We start from the raw sequence: 22,036 nt of genomic DNA, 5'->3' as shown, positions 1-22,036 counted from the left end.
GCGGGAGGTGGCGGGGGATCAGACGGCGTCGGCGGTGTCCGAGAGCTTCGCCGAGACCTTCTCCGCGTCCTTCTCCGGGGCCTCCGCGGCCGCGGGGGCGGCGGCCGGGGAGGCCGTCGCGGACACCCGGGGCCCGTGGCCGGAACGCAGGCCGAGCCAGCTGATCACGGCGACCAGCGCGAAGGCGCCGGCCCCGATCCAGAAGGTGAGGGTGAACCCGGACTCGGCCGGCAGCGCCGGAACGCCCGCCGGGAGGTGCTCGATCGTCTTGGACGCCAGGATCGTGGTGACGATGGCGCTGCCGATCGCGCTGCCCGTGGAGCGGGAGATCGAGTTGATGCCGTTGGCGATGCCGCTCTGGTGGTGCGGGACGCTCGACATGATCACGGCGGGCATGGCGGCGTAGCCGAAGCTCACGGCCGCGCCGACGACCAGGCCCGCGCCGATGACCGAGAAGGTGTGGCCGTGGCCGAGGGCCAGCCAGCCGAACCCGAAGGCACCGAGGGCGGCGGCGAGGCCGAGTGCGACGCGCGGACCGCGGTGGCGGACCAGCTGGCCGCCGACGGGGGAGGCGAGCAGCGAGACGATCGCGCCGGGCAGCAGGAACTCGACGGAAGCGCGCAGGATGGAGGCGTCGAAGCCGTAGCCGGTGAGCTTCTCGGGCATCTGGACGAGGTAGGAGACGCCCAGGAAGTTCGCGAACATGCCGAAGCCGACGAGGATGCCGGCCAGGTTGGCCATGAGCACCGGACGGTGGACGAACATCTTCATGTCGACGAGGGGTTCGCGCACCTTGCGCTCCACCAGGACCCAGACGGCGGTCATCACGGCGGCGCCGGTGAAGCTGCCCAGCGTACGGGCGGAGGACCAGCCCCACTCGTGGCCCTGCGAGATCGGGAGCAGGAGGAGCAGCAGGGCGATGCCCAGGGTCAGCGCGCCCAGGAAGTCGGTGCGCCCGCCGGTCTTGTGGCGGGTGGCCGGGACCAGGAAGACGACGGCCAGCAGGGCCAGCGCGGCGAAGCCGGTCGCCATCCAGAAGGCGTTGCGGTAGTCGGCGTCGGCACCGGAGGTCAGCAGGCCGGTCGCGACGAGCGCCAGGCCGCTGCCGAACGCCAGGGTGCCGCTGACCAGGGCCATCGCGCCGGGCAGCTTCTGCGGGCGGACCTCCTCGCGCAGGACGGACAGGGCCAGCGGGAAGATCGCGGTGGCGGCGCCCTGGAGCACCCGGCCCAGGATCAGCAGCGGCAGCGAGGTCGCCAGCGCGGCCACCACGGAGCCCGCGACCATGACGCCGAGGACGGCCACCAGGGTGGGCTTCTTGCCGTGCTGGTCGCCGAAGCGGCCGAGCAGCGGGGTGAAGACGGCGGCGGACAGCAGGGTGGCGGTGGTCACCCAGCTGACGTTGGCGGTGGACGTGCCGAGGTCGTTGCGGATCAGGCCCAGGATCGGTACGGGCAGGGTCTGCATCATCGACACGACCATGGCGGCGAGGCTCAGGGCGAAGACGATGACCGTCTCGTTCCTGTTCCTCGCTTCGGCGGGGGCGGATGCGGCGGAGCTCATGACTGGCAAGACCTTCTTACTGCTTCAGGACGCAGATGTTTGATGTCATCAAGTACTTGGATGAAGGTAGCCAGCAATAGTTAAGGTGGTCAAGTAAAAGGTTGATAATGTCAACGATCCTGGCGTACGCTCCGTGGGTATGAGCGCCACCGCCCCCCACGCCCCCGGCAAGCTGGAACTCCTCGAACTGCTCGCCGCCATCGGCACCGCGCAGTGGCGGGACTTCGCCGCGGCGGCCGGCCGGTACGGACTGACCTCCACGCAGGCGAAGGTCCTGGCCCAGTTGGAGGGCCCGGTCCCGATGCGCGGCCTCGCGACCCTCCTGGCCTGCGACGCCTCGAACGTCACCGGGATCGTGGACCGGCTGGAGGCGCGCGGCCTGGTCCGGCGCGAGGCCTCCGCCGCCGACCGGCGGGTCAAGAACGTCGTCGCGACCGACGAGGGGCGCGAGACCATCCGCCGGGTGCGCGAGGAGATGCAGGCCACGCACGGCGCGCTGGACACCCTGGACGCGGCCGAGGGGGCGACGCTCTACGCCCTGCTGGAACGCCTGCGCCCCGCCATGGAGCGCAGCGCCTGACGCTCCGCCGCCCTCAGTCCTGCGGGGCGGCGGCGTCGAGCGCTGCCGTGAGGCGGGCCAGGCGTACCTGGAGCTCGCGGATCTCGGCCAGCTCGAAGCCGGTGGCCGCCGCGATCCGGCGCGGGACCTCCACCGCGCGCTCGCGCAGCGCGGTGCCCTCGTCGGTGAGGACCGCGTGCACCGATCGTTCGTCCCGCACGCTGCGCTCGCGCCGGACCAGACCGGCCGCCTCCAGTCGCTTGAGGAGAGGGGAGAGCGTGCCGGAGTCGAGCCGCAGGCGCCGGCCCAGCTCCTTGACCGGGGTCGTGCCGTTCTCCCACAGCACCAGCATCACGAGGTACTGGGGGTAGGTCAGGCCCAGGTCCTTCAGGACCACCCGGTAGAGACCCCCGAAGGCCCGGTTCGCGGCGCCCAGGGCGAAGCAGATCTGCCCGTCGAGGCGGAGGAAGTCCTGGTCGCGGAGGGCGGCTGCGGGCTGCTCGGTCATGCGCGCCAGTCTACCGGAGCGCACTCGCGAGCAATTGAGTTGTGCACAACTGAATTGTGTGCTCTATTTGTGGTCAGGGGCGGCCACGAACCGCCCCACCCCCTCTGAAAGGACCTCCCGATGGACGCGCTGTACACCGCTGTCGCCACCGCCAACGGCCGCGAGGGCCGCGCCGTCAGCTCCGACGGCCAGATCGACCTCGCCCTCGCCATGCCCCCGGCGCTCGGCGGCAACGGCCAGGGCACCAACCCCGAGCAGCTCTTCTCCGCCGGCTACGCGGCCTGCTTCGCCAGCGCGCTCGGCCTCGTCGGCCGTCAGATGAAGGTCGACACCGGCGACATCTCCGTGACCGCGGAGACCTCCATCGGCCAGGACGCCGGCGGCTTCGGCCTCGCCGTGACCCTGCGCGTCGAGCTCCCCGAGTCCCTCGCGGGTGAGACCGGCACCCTGCTGGTCAAGCAGGCCCACGAGGTGTGCCCCTACTCCAAGGCCACCCGCGGCAACATCCCGGTCGAGCTCGTCGTCGAGTAGGACCGGCACCGGGCCTCCCGCGCCCGGACCCCGTGGCCCGGGCGGGCGTCCTCTCAGGACGCGCGCCGGGCGGCCACCACCGCGCACATCCCCGCCATCGGCAGCTCCGCCGCGAGCGCCAGCACGAGCGCCATGCCCTGACCGCTCGTGCCCGCCGAGGTGGCAACGTCGAACCAGGCGTCCATCACGAGCAGCGCGGCGGTGGCCGCCGCCACCGGCGACACCCTCGGGTCCCCCTTGCGCAGCAGCGCCCCCGTCCCGGCCAGCCCGACGGCCAGCATCACGTCGAAGCCGATCCACGCGGCCGACCAGTGGGACACCTCGGCCGTCGCCGGCACCGTCGTGGCCAGCACCACCATCCACGGCAGCAGCGCCACCCCCGCACCCGTGAGCACCGTCGACAGGCGGGGGGCGCGCCGGGTCCGGAACAGGGGGGCGGCGAGGGCCATGGCTGCGGGTCTCCTTCCGGCCCGCCGGACCGTCCGCCGGGCACACCACCACTCTCGTTCCGCGCGCCGCGAAGATCAGTAGCTCCACCGTCCGAACCGGGGGTGGTGCCAGGTACACCCCCCACCGGGCACCAGGGTGGTGGTGGGCCGATGATCACCGCGATTACCGTACGGACATGACAACCCGCGGCGCCCTGGGGCGTACGTACACGTGGATCGCCGCGCACACCCCCTGGTCGGCGTGGGCCTGGCGCAACACCGCCTTCAACGCGGCGGCGATCGCGCCCACCCTGCCGCTCGTCCTCGCGAGCGTGCTGCTCGTCGCGGCCCCCGGCCACACCCCCTACCCGCTGCTGCTCGCCGTCGTGGGCTCCCCGCTCCTGACCGCGGTCCAGCGCAGCCGCTTCCGTTCCCTGCTCGGCCTGGACATACCGCCGGTCGTCCGGGAACACCCCTGGAGGACCCTCCGCGGGCTCACCGAGCGGCTGCGCGCCGAATCGACCTGGCGGCAGTACGGCTACCACCTCGTGGTCAGCCCGCTCGTCGCCACCGGAGCCGCGCTCCTCGTGCTCGGCTGGGCGGTCGGCGCCGCCGCCGCGAGCGTGTACGCCTGGGCCTGGATGCTGCCCAGGGAACCGTTCGGGCCGCCCACCGGCTGGCAGAACCAGTACGACACGATCACCGTGCTCGGCGCGCTGCTGCTGCTCGCCGTCCCCTGGGCGGCCGCCGCCCTGACCCGGCTGGACTCCGTCGCCGCGGCCGCCCTCCTCGGCCCCAACCGGGCCCGCGAACTGGAGCGGCGCGTCGAGGACCTCGCCGAGAGCCGGGCCGGGGTCCTGGACGCGGCCGACCTCGAACGCCGCCGCATCGAACGGGACCTGCACGACGGCGCCCAACAGCGGCTGGTCTCCCTCGCCATGAACCTCGGCATCGCCCGCGCCACCCTCCCCGACCTGCCGCCCGAGGCCAAGGCCGTCATCGACGAGGCCCACCGGGAGGCCAAGGAGGCCATCGAGGAGCTCAGCAACCTCGTGCGCGGCCTGCACCCGGCCGTCCTCGAAGACCGCGGGCTGGACGCCGCGCTCTCCGGCATCGCCGCCCGGGCGCCGCTGCCCGTCGAACTCACCGTGGACATCCCCGTCCGGCCGGGCCCCACCATCGAGGCCGTCGCCTACTTCGTGGTCTCCGAGACCCTCGCCAACGTGGCCAAGCACGCCCGGGCCCGGCGCTGTTCGGTCTCGATCGCCCGCATCGCCGGGGACCGCGGGGACCTGCTGCGCATCGTCGTCACCGACGACGGCGTCGGCGGCGCGGACCCGGCGGGCGGATCCGGCCTGGTCGGCCTGCGCAAACGCGTAGGGTCGGTCGACGGAACGATATTGATCAACAGCCCCCTCGGGGGCCCGAGCGTCGTCACTGTGGAGCTGCCGTGCGGGCTGTGATCGCCGAGGACTCCGTCCTCCTGCGCATAGGTCTTGTCAAAGTCCTCGAAATGGCCGGGTTCGAGGTGTGCGCGGAGACCGGCGACGCCGAAGGGCTGCTCGCCGCGGTCGAGGAGCACCGCCCCGAACTCGCCCTCGTGGACGTGCGCATGCCGCCCGGATTCACCGACGAGGGCGTCCGGGCGGCCCTCGTGATCCGCAGCCAGAGCCCCGGCACGGCCGTGCTGCTGCTGTCCCAGTACGTGGAGGAGCGCTACGCCGCCGACCTGCTGTCCTCCCAGAGCGGCGCGGGCATCGGCTACCTCCTCAAGCAACGCGTCGCCGACGTCGAGGAGTTCATCGACGCCCTGCGCCGCGTCGCGGGCGGCGGCACCGCCCTCGACCCCCAGGTCGTCGCCCAGCTCCTGCTGCGCCGCGGCGGCGGGCCCGATCCGCTGGAACGCCTGACCCCGCGCGAGCGCGAGGTGCTCGCGCTGATGGCCGAGGGCCGCTCCAACGCGGCGATCGCCGACGGACTCGTCGTCAGCGAGAGCGCCGTGGCCAAACACATCAACAGCATCTTCGCCAAGCTCGACCTGCCCCCGGCCGCCGAAGCCCACCGCCGGGTCCTCGCCGTGCTGCGCTTCCTGGACGGCACCCCGTGACCCACCCCGCACCCGTCGCCGCCGGGCGCGGGCACCGTCGCGCCTGGTACTGCGCCGCCGTCCTCGGCGCCGTCCTCGTCCTCCTCCCGGCCGGCCGGCAGGTGTGGGGGAAGGCCGGCGGCCACACCGGCGTCCTGGAGGGCGACAGCGCCGGACGGAGGGTGACCGCCGTCGAGATCGTCGCCGGTGCGGCGAACGTGGACGTCACCCCGCGCGGCGACCAGGAGATCGGCTACCGTGCCGACGTCCGCTGGTCGTTCGGGCCACCGGTGATCGACGAGAGCTGGCTCGGCGACACCCTGAAGCTGACCCCGCGCTGCCCCGGCGACACCGTCGCGGTGGCCGACGAAGCCGGCTGCTCCGTCCGGCTGGCCGTGACCGTGCCCACCGGAGTTCCGGTCAAGGTGTCCGGGACCTCCGGACGGATCAGCGTCAGCGGCCTGGAAGGCACCGTCGACGCGGACGTGCAGTCCGGCTCGATGGCCCTGTCCGGGCTGCGCGGTCCCCTGCGGGCCAACGTCGATTCAGGCAGCCTCCACGCCGTCGGCCTCGCCTCGCGGCAGGTCGACGTCCGCGCGGGCGCCGGCCGGGCGGACGTCCGCTTCGTGACCCCGCCGGACCGCATCACCGCCCGCGCCGGCTCGGGCCGACTCGACCTCACCCTCCCCACGGCCACCCGCTACCACGTCACGAGCCACGTGGGCTGGGGTCGCTGCGAGGTGGACGACACCCTCCGCGACCCGTCGGCCCCGCGCACCCTGGACCTCTCCGCGGACTCCGGCACCGCCACGGCGGGCCACCGGCCCCCGTCCGACTGAACGGGCGGCCGGGGCCCGCGGACCGGGCGCGGGTCAGTGGTGGCCGGCGAGGGTCACGCGGATGTTCGCGATGCGGCCCAGTTCGTCGAAGGTGACCTCGGCTCCCAGGTTCCCGGGCAGGGTGGCCGTGATGCGGCCGGGCTCCTGGTGCTGGGGCAGGCCGTAGTGCTCGAAGTAGCCCGCCGCCATGGCGTACGGGGAGTGGCCGATCAGGCCCATCGCCGAGGTGAGCGCCCCCGGGAGCGCCTTGGAGTCGAAGACGGGGCGCGGCACCCGTGCGTCGTCGGCGAGCAGGTACAGCTGCGTGTCCGGACCGGCCTGCACACTGAGGTAACCCGGTGCGCCGGTCACCCCCATCGCGGCGAAGGCGAGGGTCTCCGCGGCCCGGCGCGGGTCGGCGAAGCCCGACAGGTCCAGCGTCTCCTGCGCGAACTCGGCCATCCCGTACGCCCTCCCGTACTCCCCGGCGCGCCCGGCGAGCGCGACCACGGGAGTACCCTGCAGCCCCGGGTTGGCCCAGCCCCACATCCAGGAGCCCCGGGAGAGGTCGTAGGTGCCCAGTACGGACACGCGCAGGTCGAGGCCGCCCTGGCGGTAGAGGCAGGCGTCGAGGTCGGCGGTCCAGTCGCCCGCGGGTACGAAGGCCGTCAGGGCCTGGAGCTGCGCCGCGCCCCAGGCGGCGTGGCGTTCGGCTTCGAACAGGAAGGCGTCGCCGAAACGGGAGTTCACAGATGTCGTCACGGGCCACCACCCTAAGCCCGCCCGCGCGCTACTCCAGCCGCTCCAGGGCGCCCCGGACGAAGGCGGCCTGGCCCGCGTGCTGGAGGTCGTCCGCCAGCACGCTGACCAGGCGCACGCCCAGGGTGACCGGCGGGTCCCAGCGTTCGTCGACCACCCGGTCGAGGTCGGCCGCCGCGAGGCCGTGCACGAACCGCAGGGTCTGCTCGTGCACGGCGTCGAAGTAGCCCAGCAGCAGCGCGAACTCGTCCACGCGGACCGCCGCGGCCTGTTGCGCGGTGTGCCCGTACCCGGTGGCCCCGACGGGCAGCCGCAGGCCGAAGCGGTCGGCCCAGCCCTGCTCCCGCCACACCTGGGCCAGCCCGGCGGCGTCGGCCACGTGGTCGTCCTGCACCCGCGTCAGGTGCCAGACGAGCCAGGCGATCGAGTTCGCCGCCGGGTCGGTCCGGGCGTTGAGTTCCTCGGCCGAGAGCCCGTCGACCACCTCGTGGACCACTTCCCGGACGCGTGCGAAGCCGTCCACGAGTACCTCGGTGCCCTTCATCGCCCTCTCCCGCCACATCCGCCACATCCGCCGGACCGCCGGTCACCGCCGGTCACTGCCGGGACCACCATGCCGGTCCGCGGCGCGACGGCGCGGGGCGACACTCCGTCAGGGCCGCCGCAGCCGCCTGCGGCGCAGCAGGATGCCGGCGGCTGCGCCGACCAGGGCTATCCCGGCCACCCCGGCGGTGGTCCACCAGCCGGCGGCGCCGGTGTCGGAGGCGGGGGAGGTGGCGGGGGAGGTGGCGGGGGAGGCGCTCGGGGCGCCGGCCGGGGTGGCTGAGGCCGGGGGAGCCGGCGGGGGCGTGGTCGCCGGGGCGCCGGAGGGGGAGGCGGAGGCGGTGGGCGGGGCCGGGTCCACCACCGGGACGGCCACCTCCTGCTGCGCGTGTCCCAGGGAGGGGAAGCCCGCGTCGACGGTCACCGTCCACGTGCCGGGCGGCAGCGCCTCGGCCGTCGTCCACGTCGCGGCCCCGCCGGTGCCGCGGACCAGCCGCCAGGGTCCCGCCGTACGGGCCCCGTCGGCACTGACCGCGTTCACGGTGGCCGCGACGGCCTCCTCGACGGCGTCGCCGTCGTTCTCCCAGGTGACGTCGGCGGTGACCCGCCCGGCCTGTTGACCGGTGATCACCACTTTGAGGGTGTCCCCGTGGGCGTGCGCGGCGCCGGCCAGGGCGACGGCCTGCACGGGCAGCAGCAGGGCCAGTCCGAGGACGGCGGGGAACGGGAGGGGGCGCGGGCGCGTGGTCATGGTGCTCCAGGCGGGAGGTGAGGAGGCAACGGGATGAGGGGATGGGGGATGCGGGGGCGAGGGGCGAGGGGCGTGGGGGGCCTGGGGGGAAGCGTGTGGGGAATGCGTGGGGGAGCGGAGCCGGAGGGCGGCCGGGGGAGAGGCCGCCCTCCGGAGCGGTGGGTCAGCCCGCCTTGCGGGCCGTCCAGGCCTGCGCGGGACGGCCGTCCGCGCGCTGGAGTTCGAGCAGCCAGTTCCCGTAGTAGGGACGGTTGCTCACCGCGAGGGCGAAGCCGCCGCTCGGGTCGGAGACGGTCGTCGAGCCGTCCTTGGTGGTCATTCGCCACTGCTGCGACGCGGAGTTGCCGCAGGGCTGCTGGGAGACCCACATCCCGGCGGCCGGGGCGCCGCCCGGCTGCAGGCACTTGCCGGAGACGGCGGACCGGATGCGCACGAGTCCGCTGCCGGCGTCGTCGAAGTACCACTGCTGCTGGGCGTAGCCGTTGGTGCGGCCGGCGACCAGGACGGTCCCGTCGGCGGTGCGGCCGTCCCACACCTCGGCGGCCATGCCGCTGCTGCCGTTGCCGAGCACGTAGCGGCTGCCCGGGGTGGTGGCGCCGCCGCCGGTGGCGGTCGTGCGGAAGGAGGTGGCCTTGCCGGGGCCGCTGTCACGGCCGGCCGTGTCGCGGACCGAGACGGCGGCGGTGTAGCCGGTGTCGGCGCGCAGGCCGTACACGCGCAGGGAGGTGGACTGCACCCAGGTCAGGTGCTTGCCGTTCAGCAGCACCTGGTACCAGGCGGCGCCCTCCGTACGGGGCCAGCTCAGCACCACCGAGTCGGCCTGGACCTGGCCGGCCGTCACGACCGGTCCGCCCGTGGGCTTCTTGGTGGGCGAGGGCGAGGGGGTGGGCTTGGCCGTCGGGCCGGGGTTCGGGTTCGGCCCGGTGTCGCCGCCGTCGGTGCGCATCAGGAACTGGTTGTCGGCGATGTTCCAGTGGGTCGCCAGGTAGCTGCCCGGCTTCGGACTGGTGTGGAAGTAGTCGTCGTGGTTGCAGTCCAGGATGTTCTCGGACGCCTGGTTCGTGCAGACGTTGCGCATCTGCGGGTAGTACGGGGTGTCCGAGTAGCACATGACGTCGAACTCGTCGGTGCAGTGCGCGCCACGGCTGGTGTTGGGGGCGCTGTTGTTCACCGCGCCGAGGTTGTGGCCGAGTTCGTGCGCGGCGGTGTGGCCGCCCCAGCAGCCCGAGTCGGTGCGCCCGTAGGAGGGGCCGAAGTTGCTCAGGTTGTTCTGGCCGGGCCGCTCGTCGCCGTTGAAGGTGCCGATGCCGCAGTAGATCTGGGTGTCCGCGAAGATCATGTACTTGCGGTCGCGGCGGTCCAGGCCCTTGCCGGCGAGCGCGGCGTTGGTGGCGCTGAACTCGGCGAGGGCCGAGTCCGGGAGCTCGATGCTGATCACGGACGGGGTGCAGTCGGCGGCCGTCACGTAGCGGATGTGCCGGATGCCGCCGGTCTCCTTGGCGCTGGCCGCGTAGATGAGGTCGGCGTCGGCCGCCCACTTGCGGAAGGAGGCCAGGTACTCGGCGTAGCGGTCGCGGCCGGGGCCGTGGGCGTAGACGACCTGGACCCGGTTGCCCGAGGTCCCGTCGCCGTCGCACTGCACGGTCTGTCCGGCCGGTCCGGCCGCGATGCCCTGGCTGCCGGAGGCCGGCGGGGCGGGGGCCGCCGCGGAGGCGGCCGTACGGGCGTCGGCCGCGGGCGCGTCCTGAGGACGCCCGCCGCCTTCCGTGGCCGCCGGGTCGGCGGAGGCGGGCGCCGCGGGGTCGGCCGCCGGGGCCTTGGTGCGGACCACGGGCTGGACGTCCTGCTTGATGTCCACGCCCCCGGGGGGAGCGTCGGGCCCGTGGGTGCAGAGTCCGGCGTCCGTGCGGTAGACGCCGACGCAGCGGTCGCCCTTGGGGGCGGCCTCCAGGCCGTCGTAGATCATGCCGCGGGCGTTCTCGTTCGCCGGGGCGCTGGAGAGGGCGGCCGGTTCCGCGTCCCGGGCCGGTGCGGCGGCCGGTTCGGCGGGCGCGCCGGCCCCCGAGGCCTGCGCGGGGGTGCCTGCCTCGGCGTCCGCGTCGAGTCCCGCGTAGGCGATGCCGCCCGCGATCATCGCCGCCGTGGCCATGGCGGCGGTCAGGAGTATCAACCTGCGCGGTTTGCGCCGGTGTTCACGCTGTCTGCGGCGTCGGCCGGTGGATCGTGCTGTCATGCGCACCTCAAGTCCTGGTCAGGAGAGTGGGTGCGCGGAAGCTTGCCAGACGGGAGCCGCGGAGAATTCGGACAAACGGGAGCCGGGTCCGGGAAATCTATCCGTTACCTTGTGGCTTGATTTGATGAACTGTCAACTTGCCTTGAAATCAAGGGAGTTACGCGCGTTGCGCGGAAAGGTCCAGGCCTTTTCAGGCGATGTCGTTATCAAATCGAGATAAGCAGGCAATGCTTATTGACGGCAATTCAGTCAGGTATTCATGTAAAAACTACCTGCCGAATTCTCCCCGTCACGAGCGGTGAAGCGCGACGGGGATCCGGACGTGGCCGTGGGTGCCCAGGCCGCCCGGCCGGTGCGGCGCCGGCTTGGGCACCCGTACGGACTAACGCGCGGCGTCCCGCTCCCAGCGGTAGAACCGGGTGGCCATGGCGTCCTTGGGGCCCCGCCAGGTCTTCGGGTCGTGCGGGCTGATGAAGGCCGAGAGCCGCTCGCTGAGGTCGCGGAACTCCGGGTGCCCGGTGACCTGCGCGATGGCCGGACCGGGGTCCTTCTCGGACTCGATCAGGTGCAGGTACACGTCCCCGAACTGGAAGAGACTGCGGCGGCTGACCCCGACCAGGCGGGGGAGCTCGCCCGCGTCCGAGTGGGCGAACAGGTTGGCGATGTCGGGTGCCGATCCGGGCGCCATGCGGGCCACGATGAGGGCTTGGTGCATCGGGAGGCTTGCCTTTCGACTCGGAGGGTGGGGAGGGCGGGGGCGCTCGGCGCCGGGCTCAGCGGCGGCCGGCCACCCGCTCGCGGGGGCTGCGCTCCCGCCGCTCGATCTTGTCCCGGATCAGTTCCATCTGGATGCGGGAGTTGTGGTTGATGCGGTCGGTCATCCCCGCGTCGTCGATCGGCGCGTCCGGCTTCATCGCGAAGTCCTGGACCCACCGCATGCGGGTGCCGCCGCCGGGCGCCTCGCCGTACTCCCAGTGGATGTCCATGTGCGCGAACGGACCCGTCTCGACCCGGCGGGCCTTCACCGTCCGGCCCGCGCGGTCCACCGTCCGCTCCGAGACCCAGCTCCACACCACCCCGTTCTCGTCCGGGTGCATGGCGAGACGGAACCGGGTGGTGTTCCCGGCCTTCTCCAGGATCTCGATCGACGCGTACTCGCTGAACAGTTCCGGCCAGTTGGGGAGGTCGTTCGTGACGTCCCAGACGACGTCGAGGGGCGCGTTGACGGTGATCTCGTTGTCGGTGTGTCCAGGCATCTCAGGCTCCGGTCATGAGGCTGTTGTTGACGAGGTCGACGAACTCGCGGGGGCTCTTGCAGCGGTCCGCGTCGGTGGGCAGCGCGCGGCCGCGCCGGTTCTCCAGCTCACCGACGATGCCCAGCAGGCCCAGCGAGTCCAGGCCGTAGTCGTCGAACCGGGAGTCCGGACGACTCGCCAGCTCGGTGGGGTCGACGGTGATGCCGGCGCTCTTCATGAGCGTCGCCAGCTCTTCCATGGTCAGTCGGTCGGACATGGTGCCTTCTCTCTCTTCCTGCTTCCGGGGGCCGCGCCGAACCCTGCGCGGCCCTGACCCGCTGGGGTCCCGATCCCTACGCGCGGGATTCGGGCCCCTTGCGGAGGACGAGTGCCGCGTTCGACCCCATCCGGCCGCGGCTCAGGACGAGCGCGGTCCGCACGGGGGTGACCCGGGCGCTGCCGGTGACCACGTCGAGGTCGTGGCAGACGTCGAACACGTTCGGGGTCGGCGGCACGACCCCGTGCTCCAGGGCCAGCACGGCCGCGGCCGTGTCGAGGGTGCCGGCCGCGCAGTACGCACGTCCGGTCCCCGTCTTGGGGGCGGTCACCGCCACCTTGGAGCCGTGATCGCCGAGCGCGTCGCGGATCGCCCGCGCCTCCGCCGCGTCGGCCTCGGGCGTGCCCAGGGCGTCCGCGAAGACCACGTCCACCTCCTCGGGCGCGCAGCCCGCCTCCCGCAGCGCACCGCGGATGGCGTGGGCCAGGCCCTCGCCGTCCTCGTCCGGCCGCCGCGTCCCGGTGAAGGTGGCGGCGTGGCCGGCCAGCAGGGCCCGGACCGTCGCGCCCCGCCGCCGGGCGGCCTCCGCGTCCTCGACGACGAACATCGCGCCGCCCTCGGCCGGGACGAACCCGCACGCCTTGGCCGTGAAGGGCCGGTAGGCGCGCTCCGGGTCGTCCCAGGTGCTGAGGCCCTCGTAGCCGAGCTGGCAGACCACCGAGTACGGGGCGAGCGGAGCCTCCGTCGCGCCGGCCAGCATGGCCCGGCTGCCCTGCCGGATCGCCCGGGCGGCGTGCGCGAAGGCGTCCAGCCCGCCCGCCTCGTCGCTCGCCACGACCCCGCACGGGCCCTTGAACCCGCGCCGGATGGAGATCTGGCCGGTGCTGGCCGCGTAGAACCAGGCGATCGACTGGTACGGGCCGACGTAGCGGGGGCCCTGCCCCCACAGCCGCTGCAGCTCGCGCTGCCCGAACTCGCCGCCGCCCGAGCCGGCCGCGGTGACGACGCCCACCGCGTACGGGTCGTCCGCGTAGTCGGCCCGCCCCAGCCGGGCGTGCTCCAGTGCCAGATCGGCGGCGGCCAGCGCGTAGTGGCTGAAGCGGTCGGTCTGCACGAGGAAGCGGTCCTCGACCAGCGCCCCGGGATCGAAGCCCCGGACCTCGCCCGCGACCCGCACGGGAAGGTGCTCGCAGCCCTGCCGGGTCACCCGGTCCAGGACGCTGTCGCCCGCCTGCGTCGCCTTCCAGAAGGCGTCCGCGCCGATCCCGTTGGGGGCGACGACCCCGATGCCGGTGACGGCCACCGACGTGCCGGCTGTACGGCTCTTCACGCGCGTACCTCCTTGGGCTGGGTCAGGACCACCGCGGACTGGAAGCCGCCGAAGCCGCTGCCGACGGACAGCACGTTGCGCAGGGTGTGGCTGCGGGCGGTGCGCGGCACGTAGTCCAGGTCGCATTCGGGGTCGGGGGTCTCGTAGTTCGCGGTCGGCGGCACCACGTGATGGGTCATCGCCAGGACGCAGGCCGCGAGTTCGATCGCCCCGATGGCGCCGAGGGAGTGCCCCACCATGGACTTGATGGAGGTCATCGGCGTCTTGTAGGCGTGGTCCCCGAGCACCCGCTTGACGGCCGCCGTCTCGTGGCGGTCGTTCTGCTTGGTGCCGGAGCCGTGCGCGTTGACGTAGTCGATCTCACCGGCGCCGACCCGGGCCTGGGCCAGGGCCGTTTCGATGGCCCTTGCCATCTCCAGGCCCTCGGCGGTCAGCCCCGTCATGTGGTGGGCGTTGCCGAAGGTGGCGTACCCGCCGATCTCGCAGTAGACGGTCGCGCCGCGGGCCCGGGCGTGCTCCAGCTCCTCCAGGACCAGGACGGCGCCGCCCTCGCCGAGGACGAAACCGTCCCGGTCGGCGTCGAAGGGCCGCGAGGCGTGCGCCGGGTCGTCGTTGTTCGCCGAGGTCGCCTTGATGGCGTCGAAGCAGGCCACGGTGATGGGGGAGACCGGGGAGTCCGACGCCCCGGCTATGCACACGTCCATCCGGCCCTCCTGGATGGAGTGCACGGCGTAGCCGACGGCGTCGAGCCCGGACGTGCAGCCCGTGGAGACGGTCTGCACCGGCCCGCGCGCCCCCGTCTGCTCCGCCACCGCCGAGGCGAGGGTGGCGGGAGTGAACGCGCGGTGCAGGAAGGGCGAGGACAGCCGGTGGTCCACGTCCCACCAGTCGCCGTGCTGGCTGACCGCGACGTAGTCGTGCTCCAGCCGGGTGGTACCGCCGACCGCCGTGCCCAGGGAGACGCCGGTGCGCCAGGCGCTCTCGCCGTCGAGTTCCAGGCCGGCGTCGGCCACCGCCTCGCGGGCGGCGACCAGGGCGAACTGGATGTACCGGTCCGCGCGGGCCGTCTCGTCCTCGCTCAGGCCGTGCTCGGCCGGGTCGAAATCGACCTCGGCGGCTATCCGGGAGCGGAACCCGGACGGGTCGAAGAGGGTGATGCCACGCGTCGCCGTACGGCCGTTGGACAGCAGGTCCCAGAAGGCGGGGGCGCCGATGCCCCCCGGGGCCACGACACCGACCCCGGTCACGGCCACCCGCCGGCGGGTCACGAGACCACTCCGGTGCGCTCCGGCGGACGCTCCGCCCACCCGGAGGCCTGCGGGTTCGGCGCCTCCTCGGTGTCGACGTGGCCCAGTTCCGGGCGCGGGGCGAGCGGACCCAGGTGGAAGACCATCCGGGCCTCGGTGGAGCCGACGTTGCGGAACCGGTGGCGCATGTTCAGCGGGACGAGCAGCCCCTGGTCGACGCGCAGCGGGTGCGGCTCGCCGTCCAGGTCGACTTCCAGGGTCCCGGCGACCACGTACACGAACTCCTCGGAGTACGGGTGGTAGTGCTCGGCGATCGACTCGCCCGGGGCCATCACCGCCAGTCCCATGAACCCGCTGGTCGAGCCCACCGACGTCGGGGTGAGCACGGCGCGCAGATCACCTCCGCGCCTGCGGTTGGGCTGGGTCTCGCTGAGGTCGACGATGCGCGGGTGATGTCTGGTCATGCTGGCTTCCTCCTGGCGGATCGGGAGCCCGCGGTGCGCACGGGCTGCCGGACGGGGTGGCGGGGACGGGACGCGGTACGGGGGCTCCGGGCGCGCGGCGCCCGGATCAGTCCCGGGCCGGCGCGCGCCGGTCGGTGATGGGGGTCATGGGGCGGGGGGCGTCGGCCGCGGTGGCGGGATCCCCGGTGAGCAGGCGCCGCAGCACGGCCGCCCGGCGGGGGCCCTCGATGCCGAAGCCGCCGGCGAAGCGGCCGTCGGCCGGCCCGTCCACGTCGAGGAGGCGGACCACCACGTCGTCCCGCTGGAAGATGCTGCTGCTGAGCACGGGACTCGTGGGGAGCTTCGCCGCCGCCTCGTCCTGCCGGGCGAGGAAGCGGGCCACGAGCGGGCCGCATCCGGGCTTGGCCGGGTACAGGAGCGCGTGCCGCGTCACCTCCGCCGGCTGCTGCCCCTGCGCTGCCACGTGGTGCACGGCGGGCAGCGCCGCGCGCATGAAGAACATCCGCGCCGACTCCGGATCGGCCAGGTCCCGGTCCTGCTCCAGGTACGGGTTGATGGCGTGCTCCACGGCACGGACCTCGGGCTGCTCCGACACGTGCCGCAGCGCCGCCGTCAGGTCGCCCTGGACCTCCACCGCCCGCACCACCCGGTTGCCGTACATGAACAGGGAGGTGCGGCACAGCCGGGTGTGGTCGTCGACGCGGGCCTGCGGGGAGTCGTAGGACGACAGGATCTGCGCGACCTTCTCCTCGCTGCCCGGCTTGACCGTGAAGGTCAGCGCGTGCCGGACGATCCCCGCGCCGAGCCGGGGCGAGCTCTGGAGCCGGGCGCCGCGCGCCCGCTCGGGAGCCTCGTAGCGCTTGCCGGTCTCCCGCAGCACGGTGAAGGTCAGTGGGCGCATCGAGCGGGCGCAGGCGCCCAGCGGCCGGACCTGCGCCGCGTGCTCCTCGCTGTTCACCCAGGCGAGGTACTGCGGGGCGCTTTCCCACTCACTGGTGATCAGCCACTGCGAGGGGTTCGCGAAGGACTGGCAGAGCTGGTCGCCCAGGTGCCCGGGCACCGACGCGATGTCGTGCCGGAGCTGCTCGTAGGCCTCGAAGAAGCGCTGTTGGGCGCCCTCGTGGAGATCCATCAGCAGGACGACCCGGAGCATGGAGCCGTCGAAGGCGGACTGCGACACCCGTTCGGACAGGGTGGTTGTCATCTGCTCACTCCTTCGTGAGTGCACGGAGACCGCCACGTACGCGTTCTGGTGCGTCATCGGCGGCAACGGCCCGGGGGCGGGCGGTCCGCCGGCCGGTGGGCCGGTGGGTCCCGCGGGCTTGCGGGCCTCCGCGGTCGGGGACGGCGGGCGGTGTGGCCGAAAGGGATCCCGCTGTCGCTCATCGTCATCCGGCGGGGTACGGATCGCTACATCTCCGGATCAAGCGGGTGACAAGACGCGACTCGCCAGGGCGAGAACCCTGATCGGGGGCATAAGGCGTCCACTGCCCCCCACACGAAACAGGAGCCCGCAGCCGATGGAAGAGCATGCCGATGTCCGCGTACCGGTCCTCGTCGTGGGAGGCTCCCTCGTGGGCCTGTCCACCTCGCTGTTCCTGAGCCGTCACGGCATCAGGCACCTGCTGGTCGAGAAGCACGCCGGTACCTCGGTCCACCCCCGCGGCCGGGGGATCAACGCCCGCACGATGGAACTGTTCCGCACGGCGGGCGTCGAACCCGCCATCCGCAAGGAAGCCTCCGCCCTTGAGGCCAATCAGGGCATCCTGCAGACCCAGTCGTCGCTCGTCGGCGGCGAGCACAAGTGGCTCGTCAAGGCCGTCGACCCGTCCGGCGCGCTCAAGAAGTTCAGCCCCACCGGCTGGTGCCTGTGCAGCCAGAACAACATCGAGCCGGTGCTGGCCGCGCAGAGCCGCGCCCAGGGCGCCGACGTGCGCTTCGCCACCGAACTGATGAGCTTCGACCAGGACGAGACCGGTGTGAGCGCCGTGGTGAAGGACCGGGAGACCGGCGAACACCTCACCGTCCGCGCCGACTACCTGATCGCCGCCGACGGACCGCGCAGCCCCGTCCGCGAAGCGCTGCGCATCCGCCAGACGGGCAACGGCGAGCTCTTCCACAACGTGAGCATCGTCTTCCGCTCGGAGCGGCTCGCCGACGTCCTGGGCGACCTGCGCTTCATCGTCTGCTACCTGATGAAGCCGGGCGCCGACGGGGCGCTGCTGCCGGTGGACAACGAGACCCAGTGGGTCTTCCACGCCCCCTGGCACCCGGAGACGGGCGAGACCCTGGAGGACTTCACCGACGAGCGCTGCAGGGAGCAGATCCGCTCGGCGATCGGCGTGCCCGACCTGGACGTGGAGATCGGCGGCAAGGCGCCCTGGCACGCCGCCGAACGGGTCGCGGAACAGTACGGCGTCGGCCGGGTGTTCGTGGTGGGTGACGCCGCCCACGAGATGTGCCCGACCGGCGCCTTCGGCTCCAACACCGGCATCCAGGACGCGCACAACCTCGCCTGGAAGGTCGCCGCGGTCCTCGACGGCGCCGCCGGACCGGAGCTGCTGCACACCTACGAGCAGGAGCGGCTCCCCGTGGCCCGGGCCACCAGCGAGCGCGCCTCGGCCCGTTCGGCCGAACACAGCCACCCCGGGTACGTACCGCCCCCCACCATGGGCGGCGGTCCGGGCAGCGGGGTCCTCACCACCGCGATGGGCTACTGCTACCCCGAGGGCGCGGTCCTCGGCGGCGACCCGTCCCGGCCGGTCATCCCGGAGACCATGCGGCTGCGGGGCGACGTGGGTACGCGCGCCCCGCACATGTGGCTGACCCGGGCCGGCGAGCGGATCTCCGCCCTCGACCTCTACGAGCGTTCCTTCGTGCTGCTCAGCGGCCCGGGTACGCCCTGGCGGGAGGCGGCGCGGGAGGTGGCGCAGCAGACGGGCGTGCGCCTGGACGCCTACGCGATCGGCTCCGGAGCGGACGCCGACCTGGTCCAGCCGGACGGCGTCGACTGGGCGGAGCTGCACGAGCTGCGGGCCGACGGGGCGGTCCTGGTGCGCCCGGACGGGTTCGTCGCCTGGCGTTCGGAAGGGGCCGTCGCGGACCCGCGGGCCGCCCTGACGGACGCGCTGACGCGGCTGCTGCGCCGCCCCTGACACCGTGCGGGCAGGGCCTAACGGCAGGCCCAGCACCCCGCCCAGCATCCGTGGCCCGCGGGCCGCGGACGCGGGCGGTGGTGCGCGGTGCGCGCGGTGCGGTCGCACGAGGGGGCGACCCGGCCGGCTAGGCAGGCGACCACCACGGTGACCGCGGCCAGTTCCTCGGGTTCGGCGGTGCCCCGGTGGACCCGGAGCAGGCTCGATATGGCGGCGTCGCTTCGCATCGGCACGGCCTCCCGGCAGGAGAGTTCACCCTCGCCGGGCCGTCCGGCGCCGACGCTGACGACGCTACGAGCCCGCAGGTGGGCTGTCGTGCCGGGGAGCTCCGTCCACAGCCAACCGGGCGACGCGCGCGGGCGGGGCGGCCGCGGCCCCCGGGCGGCCGAGGAAGATGCCGGCCACCGCCAGCAGCAGCCCGCACAGCTGGCGCGCCGTCAGGCTCTCCCCGGCCACCGCGAGCCCCAGCAGCACTCCCGTCACCGGATTGAGCAGCCCGAGCAATCCGACGGTGGCCGCGGGCAGCCGCCGCAGCCCCGCGAACCAGGTGGTGAAGGCGAGGGCCGTCGCCACCAGGACCGCGTAGCCGAACCCGACCGCCGCCCGGCCGTCGACGGCCGGCGGCGCGCCCTCCACCACCACGGCGAAAGGCAGCAGCAGGAGCCCGCCGCCGAGCAGCTGCCAGGAGGCCGAGGCGAGCACCTCGGCGCCGGCGCTCCAGCGTTTGGCCAGGACGTAACCGAGCGCGGACATCGCCATGGCGACGACGGCGGCCAGGACCCCGAGCGCGTCGGTGGGCACGCTGCCCGTGAACAGCATCAGCGCCACCCCGCCCGCCCCGAGCCCCGCCCCGGCCAGGTGCCGGGAGCTCGGCCGCTCGCCCACCAGGGGCCAGGCGACCAGCATCATGGTCAGCGGTCCGGTCGCCATCACCGTCGCGGCCACACTGCTCGGCAGCCGTTGCGCGGCCACGTACACGAGGGCGAAGAACCCGCCCATGTTGAGCACGCCCAGCAGGAGTGACTTCCACCACCAGGAGCCGCGCGGCAGCTCGCGGCTCACGGCCAGGAGCAGCAGCCCGGCGGGCAGGGCGCGGATCGCCGATCCGTAGAGGGGGTGGCCGTCGGGGAGGAACGCGCGGGTGACGTAGTAGTTGGCGCCCCAGGCCACCGGGGCTATCGCCGTGACCAGGGACCACCGTAGATTCGCTTCCATGGAAGCTACAATACCTTCCATGGAAGACATCAAGAGCGGCCCACCGGACCACGTCGCCCGCATCCAGGCGGAGTGGGGCCGTGAGCGCCCCGACCTGGACGTGGGCCCCCAGGCGGTGATCGGCCGGCTGCACCGCCTCGGCCTGCTGCTGACCGAACGCCTCACCCCCGTCTACCGGCGCCACGGCCTGGGCGAGGGCGAGTTCGACGTCCTGGCCGCGCTGCGCCGGGCGGGCGAACCCTTCGAGCGGGCGCCCGGCGAGCTGGCCGCCCACACGATGGTCACCACGGGAGCCATGACCAAGCGGATCGACCGGCTCGAACGGGACGGGCTGGTCACCCGCCGCCGGTCGGCCGCCGACGGCCGCGGCCGCGTGGTCGCCCTCACCCCGGCGGGCCGCGAGGTGATCGACCGCGCCTTCACCGACCACATCCGCAACGAGCGCGCCCTCCTCGACGCGTTGACCCCCGCCGAGGCCGCCGAACTGGAGGTGCTCCTCACCGCCTGGCTAATCCGCCTCGAACCGCCCGCGGAGGTCTGAGCCGCGGCCGGTCCGCTAGCGGACCCCGAGCTTCAGCCACTTCGCCGTACTGGGGACGCCCTGCCCGTCCAGGAGGAAGAGCATGTAGTACCCGGGCGGCGCGTCGGCCGGGGTGGCCGGCGTGCGCAGGGTGATCGTGTCGCCGCGCACCCCGGTGACCGGCAGCTCCAGGTGGCGCTGGCTGGTGTTCACCGCGTGGGTGACCGTGGTCGGCGCCAGCAGGACGGCCCGTCGCACGGCGGACGCGGTGGAGCTGCGCACCTCGAAGGCCGCGCCGTGGGGGAGCTCGCCCCCCGGGGCCCGGTCGAGGGCGGGCCGGGAACCCCGGTGCAGGTACGCGGGTTCGTAGAGCTCGATGCTGCCGTCCATCGCATCGCGGATGTCGGGATCGTTGGCGATCTGCTGGAGCTCGTCACCGGTCACCATGACCCGGCCGTCCGGCATGACCAGGGCGTTGGAGTGGTAGCCGCGCGGCAGCCGCTGGGCGGGGCCCAGCCGCCAGCGGCCGTCCGCGCCGCGCAGTTCGGTCTGCCGGTACTTGAGGTCGGCCTTCGGGTTGAAGGGGCCGTTGCCGTAGTCCCGGGTGCTCAGGGCGCCGTTGACGGTGAGCAGGGTGGCGTCGGGCAGGATCAGGGTGTCGTCCTGGGTGCGGCCGAAGGCCCGGGGCTCTTCGGTGGTCCACCCCGCGCCCGACAGCCTGTACGTGTTCGGATCGCGCGGGTCGCCGCCGAGGACCAGGACGGAGTCGGGGCCGCGCAGGCCGGCCGGGAGCGGTACGGCGGATCCGTACCCGCGGAAGTCGGCGGGACGCCGGGGGAGGTCGCGGCGGGTCTCCTTGACGGGGTCGAACAGCCATTGCTGGTCGGCGTCGCGGCCCAGGCCGTAGATCATGCCGTCGCGCAGGGAGAAGAGGTGCGGGTAGTCGTTGCGGAAGGGGGCGTCCGCGCGGAAGCGTTCCGCGGCGATGTCGAGGGGGATGTCGTACGTGCGCCAGGGGACGGGCAGCCGCTTCGCCGGGAACCGCTCCACCACCGGGGTGGGGGTGCCCGTACCGCGCTCGGACTGGCCCGACATGATGATCTGACGGCCGTCCGCGCCGGTGACCACCGAGGGGTACCAGCGGCCCACCGACATGTCCCGGTTGCGGTACCAGGTCTCGGTCCAGGGGTCGAACACGAAGGAGAGGCGGGCGCCGCTGCCCCCCTTGCCGCCGTTGTTGCCGCCGAACACGGCGACCATCCCGTTGGGCAGGTAGGCGTGTCCGGCGCAGAAGAACGGAGCGGGGCGCGGGGAGAGGGTGCCGTCCGGGATCAGGACGGTCGGCGGCCGGACCTCCTTGAAGGCCCGCGCGCCGGTTCCGCGGGCCGGGTCCCAGAGGAAGGCGCGGCCGGCGTTGGTCCGTCCGATCCGGTCGGTGGGGCCGGTCTCCATGGTGGGGTCGGTCTCGACGCGTTCGAAGGAGAACAGCAGCACCTTGCCGGTGGGGAGCTGGGCGAGGTGGACCCCGAAGTCGGGGGAGGGGAAGAACTCGGCGAACCGGCCGAACCGGGCCGCGGGGAACGCGGCGTTGGCGCGGGCCTGGGAGTCCGTCAGCGCGGCCAGGCTCGCCGTACGGGTGGCCTGCGGGTAGCCGCCGGCGTCCCGGGCGGCCCGGCGGCGCCCCGCGTGGGCCCGTGCGTGCTCCTCGCCGATCAGCGCCGCTTCGGCGGGGTCGGCCGCGGTCGGGGCCGCCCCGCCGGGGTGCGCGTCCCCGTGGCCGCCGTCGTGCGCCGGGGGCCGGCGCGGCCCGTCGG

At 73.6% G+C, this 22,036-nt stretch carries 24 protein-coding genes; 7 read left to right on the top strand and 17 right to left on the bottom strand.

From position 1 onward, the window contains the following. Positions 1-18 precede the first annotated feature (18 nt). On the bottom strand, positions 19-1,563 hold the full coding sequence (locus AB4039_RS29970) for an MFS transporter (RefSeq protein ID WP_442272261.1): 1,545 nt from the start codon (positions 1,561-1,563) through the stop codon (positions 19-21). A 139-nt stretch (positions 1,564-1,702) separates the two neighbouring features. On the opposite strand from AB4039_RS29970, the gene AB4039_RS29965 reads away from it, so the two are divergent. Beyond that, positions 1,703-2,143 carry a MarR family transcriptional regulator gene (locus AB4039_RS29965; protein ID WP_266836611.1) on the top strand — a complete coding sequence of 147 codons (441 nt, stop codon included), beginning with the start codon at positions 1,703-1,705 and terminating at the stop codon, positions 2,141-2,143. Positions 2,144-2,156: 13 nt separating this feature from the next. On the opposite strand, the gene AB4039_RS29960 is transcribed toward AB4039_RS29965, so the two are convergent. After that, positions 2,157-2,630 (bottom strand): MarR family transcriptional regulator, encoded by a 474-nt coding sequence (locus AB4039_RS29960; RefSeq protein ID WP_266836609.1) that lies wholly within the window; start codon positions 2,628-2,630, stop codon positions 2,157-2,159. 120 nt (positions 2,631-2,750) lie between these two features. Between AB4039_RS29960 and AB4039_RS29955 the strand changes: the two genes are divergently transcribed. Continuing rightward, positions 2,751-3,161 carry an organic hydroperoxide resistance protein gene (locus tag AB4039_RS29955; protein ID WP_266836607.1) on the top strand — a complete coding sequence of 137 codons (411 nt, stop codon included), beginning with the start codon at positions 2,751-2,753 and terminating at the stop codon, positions 3,159-3,161. A gap of 53 nt (positions 3,162-3,214) precedes the next feature. Here the strand turns inward: AB4039_RS29955 and AB4039_RS29950 are convergent, their stop codons facing one another. Further along, complete coding sequence (locus AB4039_RS29950; protein WP_266836605.1) at positions 3,215-3,610, bottom strand: hypothetical protein; 396 nt, start codon at positions 3,608-3,610, stop codon at positions 3,215-3,217. Between the two features lie 176 nt (positions 3,611-3,786). Here AB4039_RS29950 and AB4039_RS29945 point away from each other — a divergent pair, with 176 nt between their 5' ends. The 3 genes from AB4039_RS29945 to AB4039_RS29935 are packed head-to-tail and all read left to right on the top strand — an operon-like array spanning position 3,787 to position 6,514. Then, complete coding sequence (locus tag AB4039_RS29945) at positions 3,787-5,052, top strand: histidine kinase (protein WP_266836603.1); 1,266 nt, start codon at positions 3,787-3,789, stop codon at positions 5,050-5,052. Next, positions 5,040-5,696 (top strand): response regulator transcription factor, encoded by a 657-nt coding sequence (locus AB4039_RS29940; RefSeq protein WP_266836601.1) that lies wholly within the window; start codon positions 5,040-5,042, stop codon positions 5,694-5,696. The genes AB4039_RS29945 and AB4039_RS29940 overlap by 13 nt, the downstream gene beginning before the upstream one ends. Continuing rightward, positions 5,693-6,514, top strand: a complete 822-nt coding sequence (locus tag AB4039_RS29935) for a hypothetical protein (RefSeq protein ID WP_266836599.1) — start codon at positions 5,693-5,695, stop codon at positions 6,512-6,514. The genes AB4039_RS29940 and AB4039_RS29935 overlap by 4 nt, the downstream gene beginning before the upstream one ends. Positions 6,515-6,547: 33 nt before the next feature. Here AB4039_RS29935 and AB4039_RS29930 read toward each other — a convergent pair whose 3' ends face one another. From AB4039_RS29930 to AB4039_RS29880, 11 genes are all read right to left on the bottom strand, one after another. Further along, the gene (locus AB4039_RS29930; protein WP_266836597.1) at positions 6,548-7,255 is read right to left on the bottom strand and encodes a DUF6882 domain-containing protein; all 708 of its coding nucleotides are present in this window, start codon (positions 7,253-7,255) and stop codon (positions 6,548-6,550) included. A gap of 28 nt (positions 7,256-7,283) precedes the next feature. After that, positions 7,284-7,796 carry a mycothiol transferase gene (locus AB4039_RS29925; protein ID WP_266836595.1) on the bottom strand — a complete coding sequence of 171 codons (513 nt, stop codon included), beginning with the start codon at positions 7,794-7,796 and terminating at the stop codon, positions 7,284-7,286. Positions 7,797-7,904: 108 nt separating this feature from the next. Beyond that, entirely contained in the window at positions 7,905-8,546 is a 642-nt protein-coding gene (locus tag AB4039_RS29920; RefSeq protein ID WP_266836593.1) for a hypothetical protein, read from the bottom strand. 163 nt (positions 8,547-8,709) lie between these two features. After that, positions 8,710-10,779 carry an RICIN domain-containing protein gene (locus tag AB4039_RS29915; protein WP_266836591.1) on the bottom strand — a complete coding sequence of 690 codons (2,070 nt, stop codon included), beginning with the start codon at positions 10,777-10,779 and terminating at the stop codon, positions 8,710-8,712. A gap of 382 nt (positions 10,780-11,161) precedes the next feature. Next, on the bottom strand, positions 11,162-11,494 hold the full coding sequence (locus AB4039_RS29910; protein WP_266836589.1) for a TcmI family type II polyketide cyclase: 333 nt from the start codon (positions 11,492-11,494) through the stop codon (positions 11,162-11,164). Between the two features lie 58 nt (positions 11,495-11,552). Next, positions 11,553-12,035: an SRPBCC family protein gene (locus AB4039_RS29905; protein ID WP_266836587.1), complete on the bottom strand. Its 483-nt coding sequence runs from the start codon at positions 12,033-12,035 to the stop codon at positions 11,553-11,555. A 1-nt stretch (position 12,036) separates the two neighbouring features. After that, the gene (locus AB4039_RS29900) at positions 12,037-12,291 is read right to left on the bottom strand and encodes an acyl carrier protein (RefSeq protein ID WP_266836585.1); all 255 of its coding nucleotides are present in this window, start codon (positions 12,289-12,291) and stop codon (positions 12,037-12,039) included. A gap of 76 nt (positions 12,292-12,367) precedes the next feature. After that, the gene (locus AB4039_RS29895) at positions 12,368-13,621 is read right to left on the bottom strand and encodes a ketosynthase chain-length factor (protein WP_266836583.1); all 1,254 of its coding nucleotides are present in this window, start codon (positions 13,619-13,621) and stop codon (positions 12,368-12,370) included. Further along, positions 13,618-14,889, bottom strand: coding sequence for a beta-ketoacyl-[acyl-carrier-protein] synthase family protein (locus AB4039_RS29890; RefSeq protein WP_266836581.1), 1,272 nt, complete (start codon positions 14,887-14,889; stop codon positions 13,618-13,620). The genes AB4039_RS29895 and AB4039_RS29890 overlap by 4 nt, the downstream gene beginning before the upstream one ends. Beyond that, positions 14,886-15,332, bottom strand: a complete 447-nt coding sequence (locus AB4039_RS29885; protein WP_266836579.1) for a cupin domain-containing protein — start codon at positions 15,330-15,332, stop codon at positions 14,886-14,888. Before AB4039_RS29885 ends, AB4039_RS29890 begins: the two co-directional genes overlap by 4 nt. A gap of 106 nt (positions 15,333-15,438) precedes the next feature. Continuing rightward, a complete protein-coding gene (locus tag AB4039_RS29880; RefSeq protein ID WP_266836577.1) occupies positions 15,439-16,536 on the bottom strand; it encodes a TcmI family type II polyketide cyclase in 1,098 nt (365 codons plus the stop codon). Between the two features lie 316 nt (positions 16,537-16,852). On the opposite strand from AB4039_RS29880, the gene AB4039_RS29875 reads away from it, so the two are divergent. Continuing rightward, positions 16,853-18,487: an FAD-dependent oxidoreductase gene (locus tag AB4039_RS29875; RefSeq protein ID WP_266836575.1), complete on the top strand. Its 1,635-nt coding sequence runs from the start codon at positions 16,853-16,855 to the stop codon at positions 18,485-18,487. A gap of 17 nt (positions 18,488-18,504) precedes the next feature. On the opposite strand, the gene AB4039_RS29870 is transcribed toward AB4039_RS29875, so the two are convergent. Both AB4039_RS29870 and AB4039_RS29865 read right to left on the bottom strand, forming a co-directional pair. After that, entirely contained in the window at positions 18,505-18,714 is a 210-nt protein-coding gene (locus AB4039_RS29870; protein ID WP_266836573.1) for an acyl-CoA carboxylase subunit epsilon, read from the bottom strand. 64 nt (positions 18,715-18,778) lie between these two features. Next, entirely contained in the window at positions 18,779-19,702 is a 924-nt protein-coding gene (locus AB4039_RS29865) for a DMT family transporter (RefSeq protein ID WP_442272260.1), read from the bottom strand. 19 nt (positions 19,703-19,721) lie between these two features. Between AB4039_RS29865 and AB4039_RS29860 the strand changes: the two genes are divergently transcribed. After that, positions 19,722-20,243, top strand: a complete 522-nt coding sequence (locus AB4039_RS29860; RefSeq protein WP_442272259.1) for a MarR family winged helix-turn-helix transcriptional regulator — start codon at positions 19,722-19,724, stop codon at positions 20,241-20,243. Positions 20,244-20,258: 15 nt separating this feature from the next. On the opposite strand, the gene AB4039_RS29855 is transcribed toward AB4039_RS29860, so the two are convergent. After that, positions 20,259-22,036 (bottom strand): galactose oxidase-like domain-containing protein (locus AB4039_RS29855; RefSeq protein ID WP_442272258.1); only part of this gene is annotated, 1,778 nt, incomplete at its 5' end.

This window comes from Streptomyces sp. M-16 (genome assembly GCF_052114405.1).
Lineage (GTDB): Bacteria > Actinomycetota > Actinomycetes > Streptomycetales > Streptomycetaceae > Streptomyces.
The sequence above is the reverse complement of the archived record's forward strand: the minus strand, read 5'-3'. Positions and strand labels throughout refer to the sequence as shown.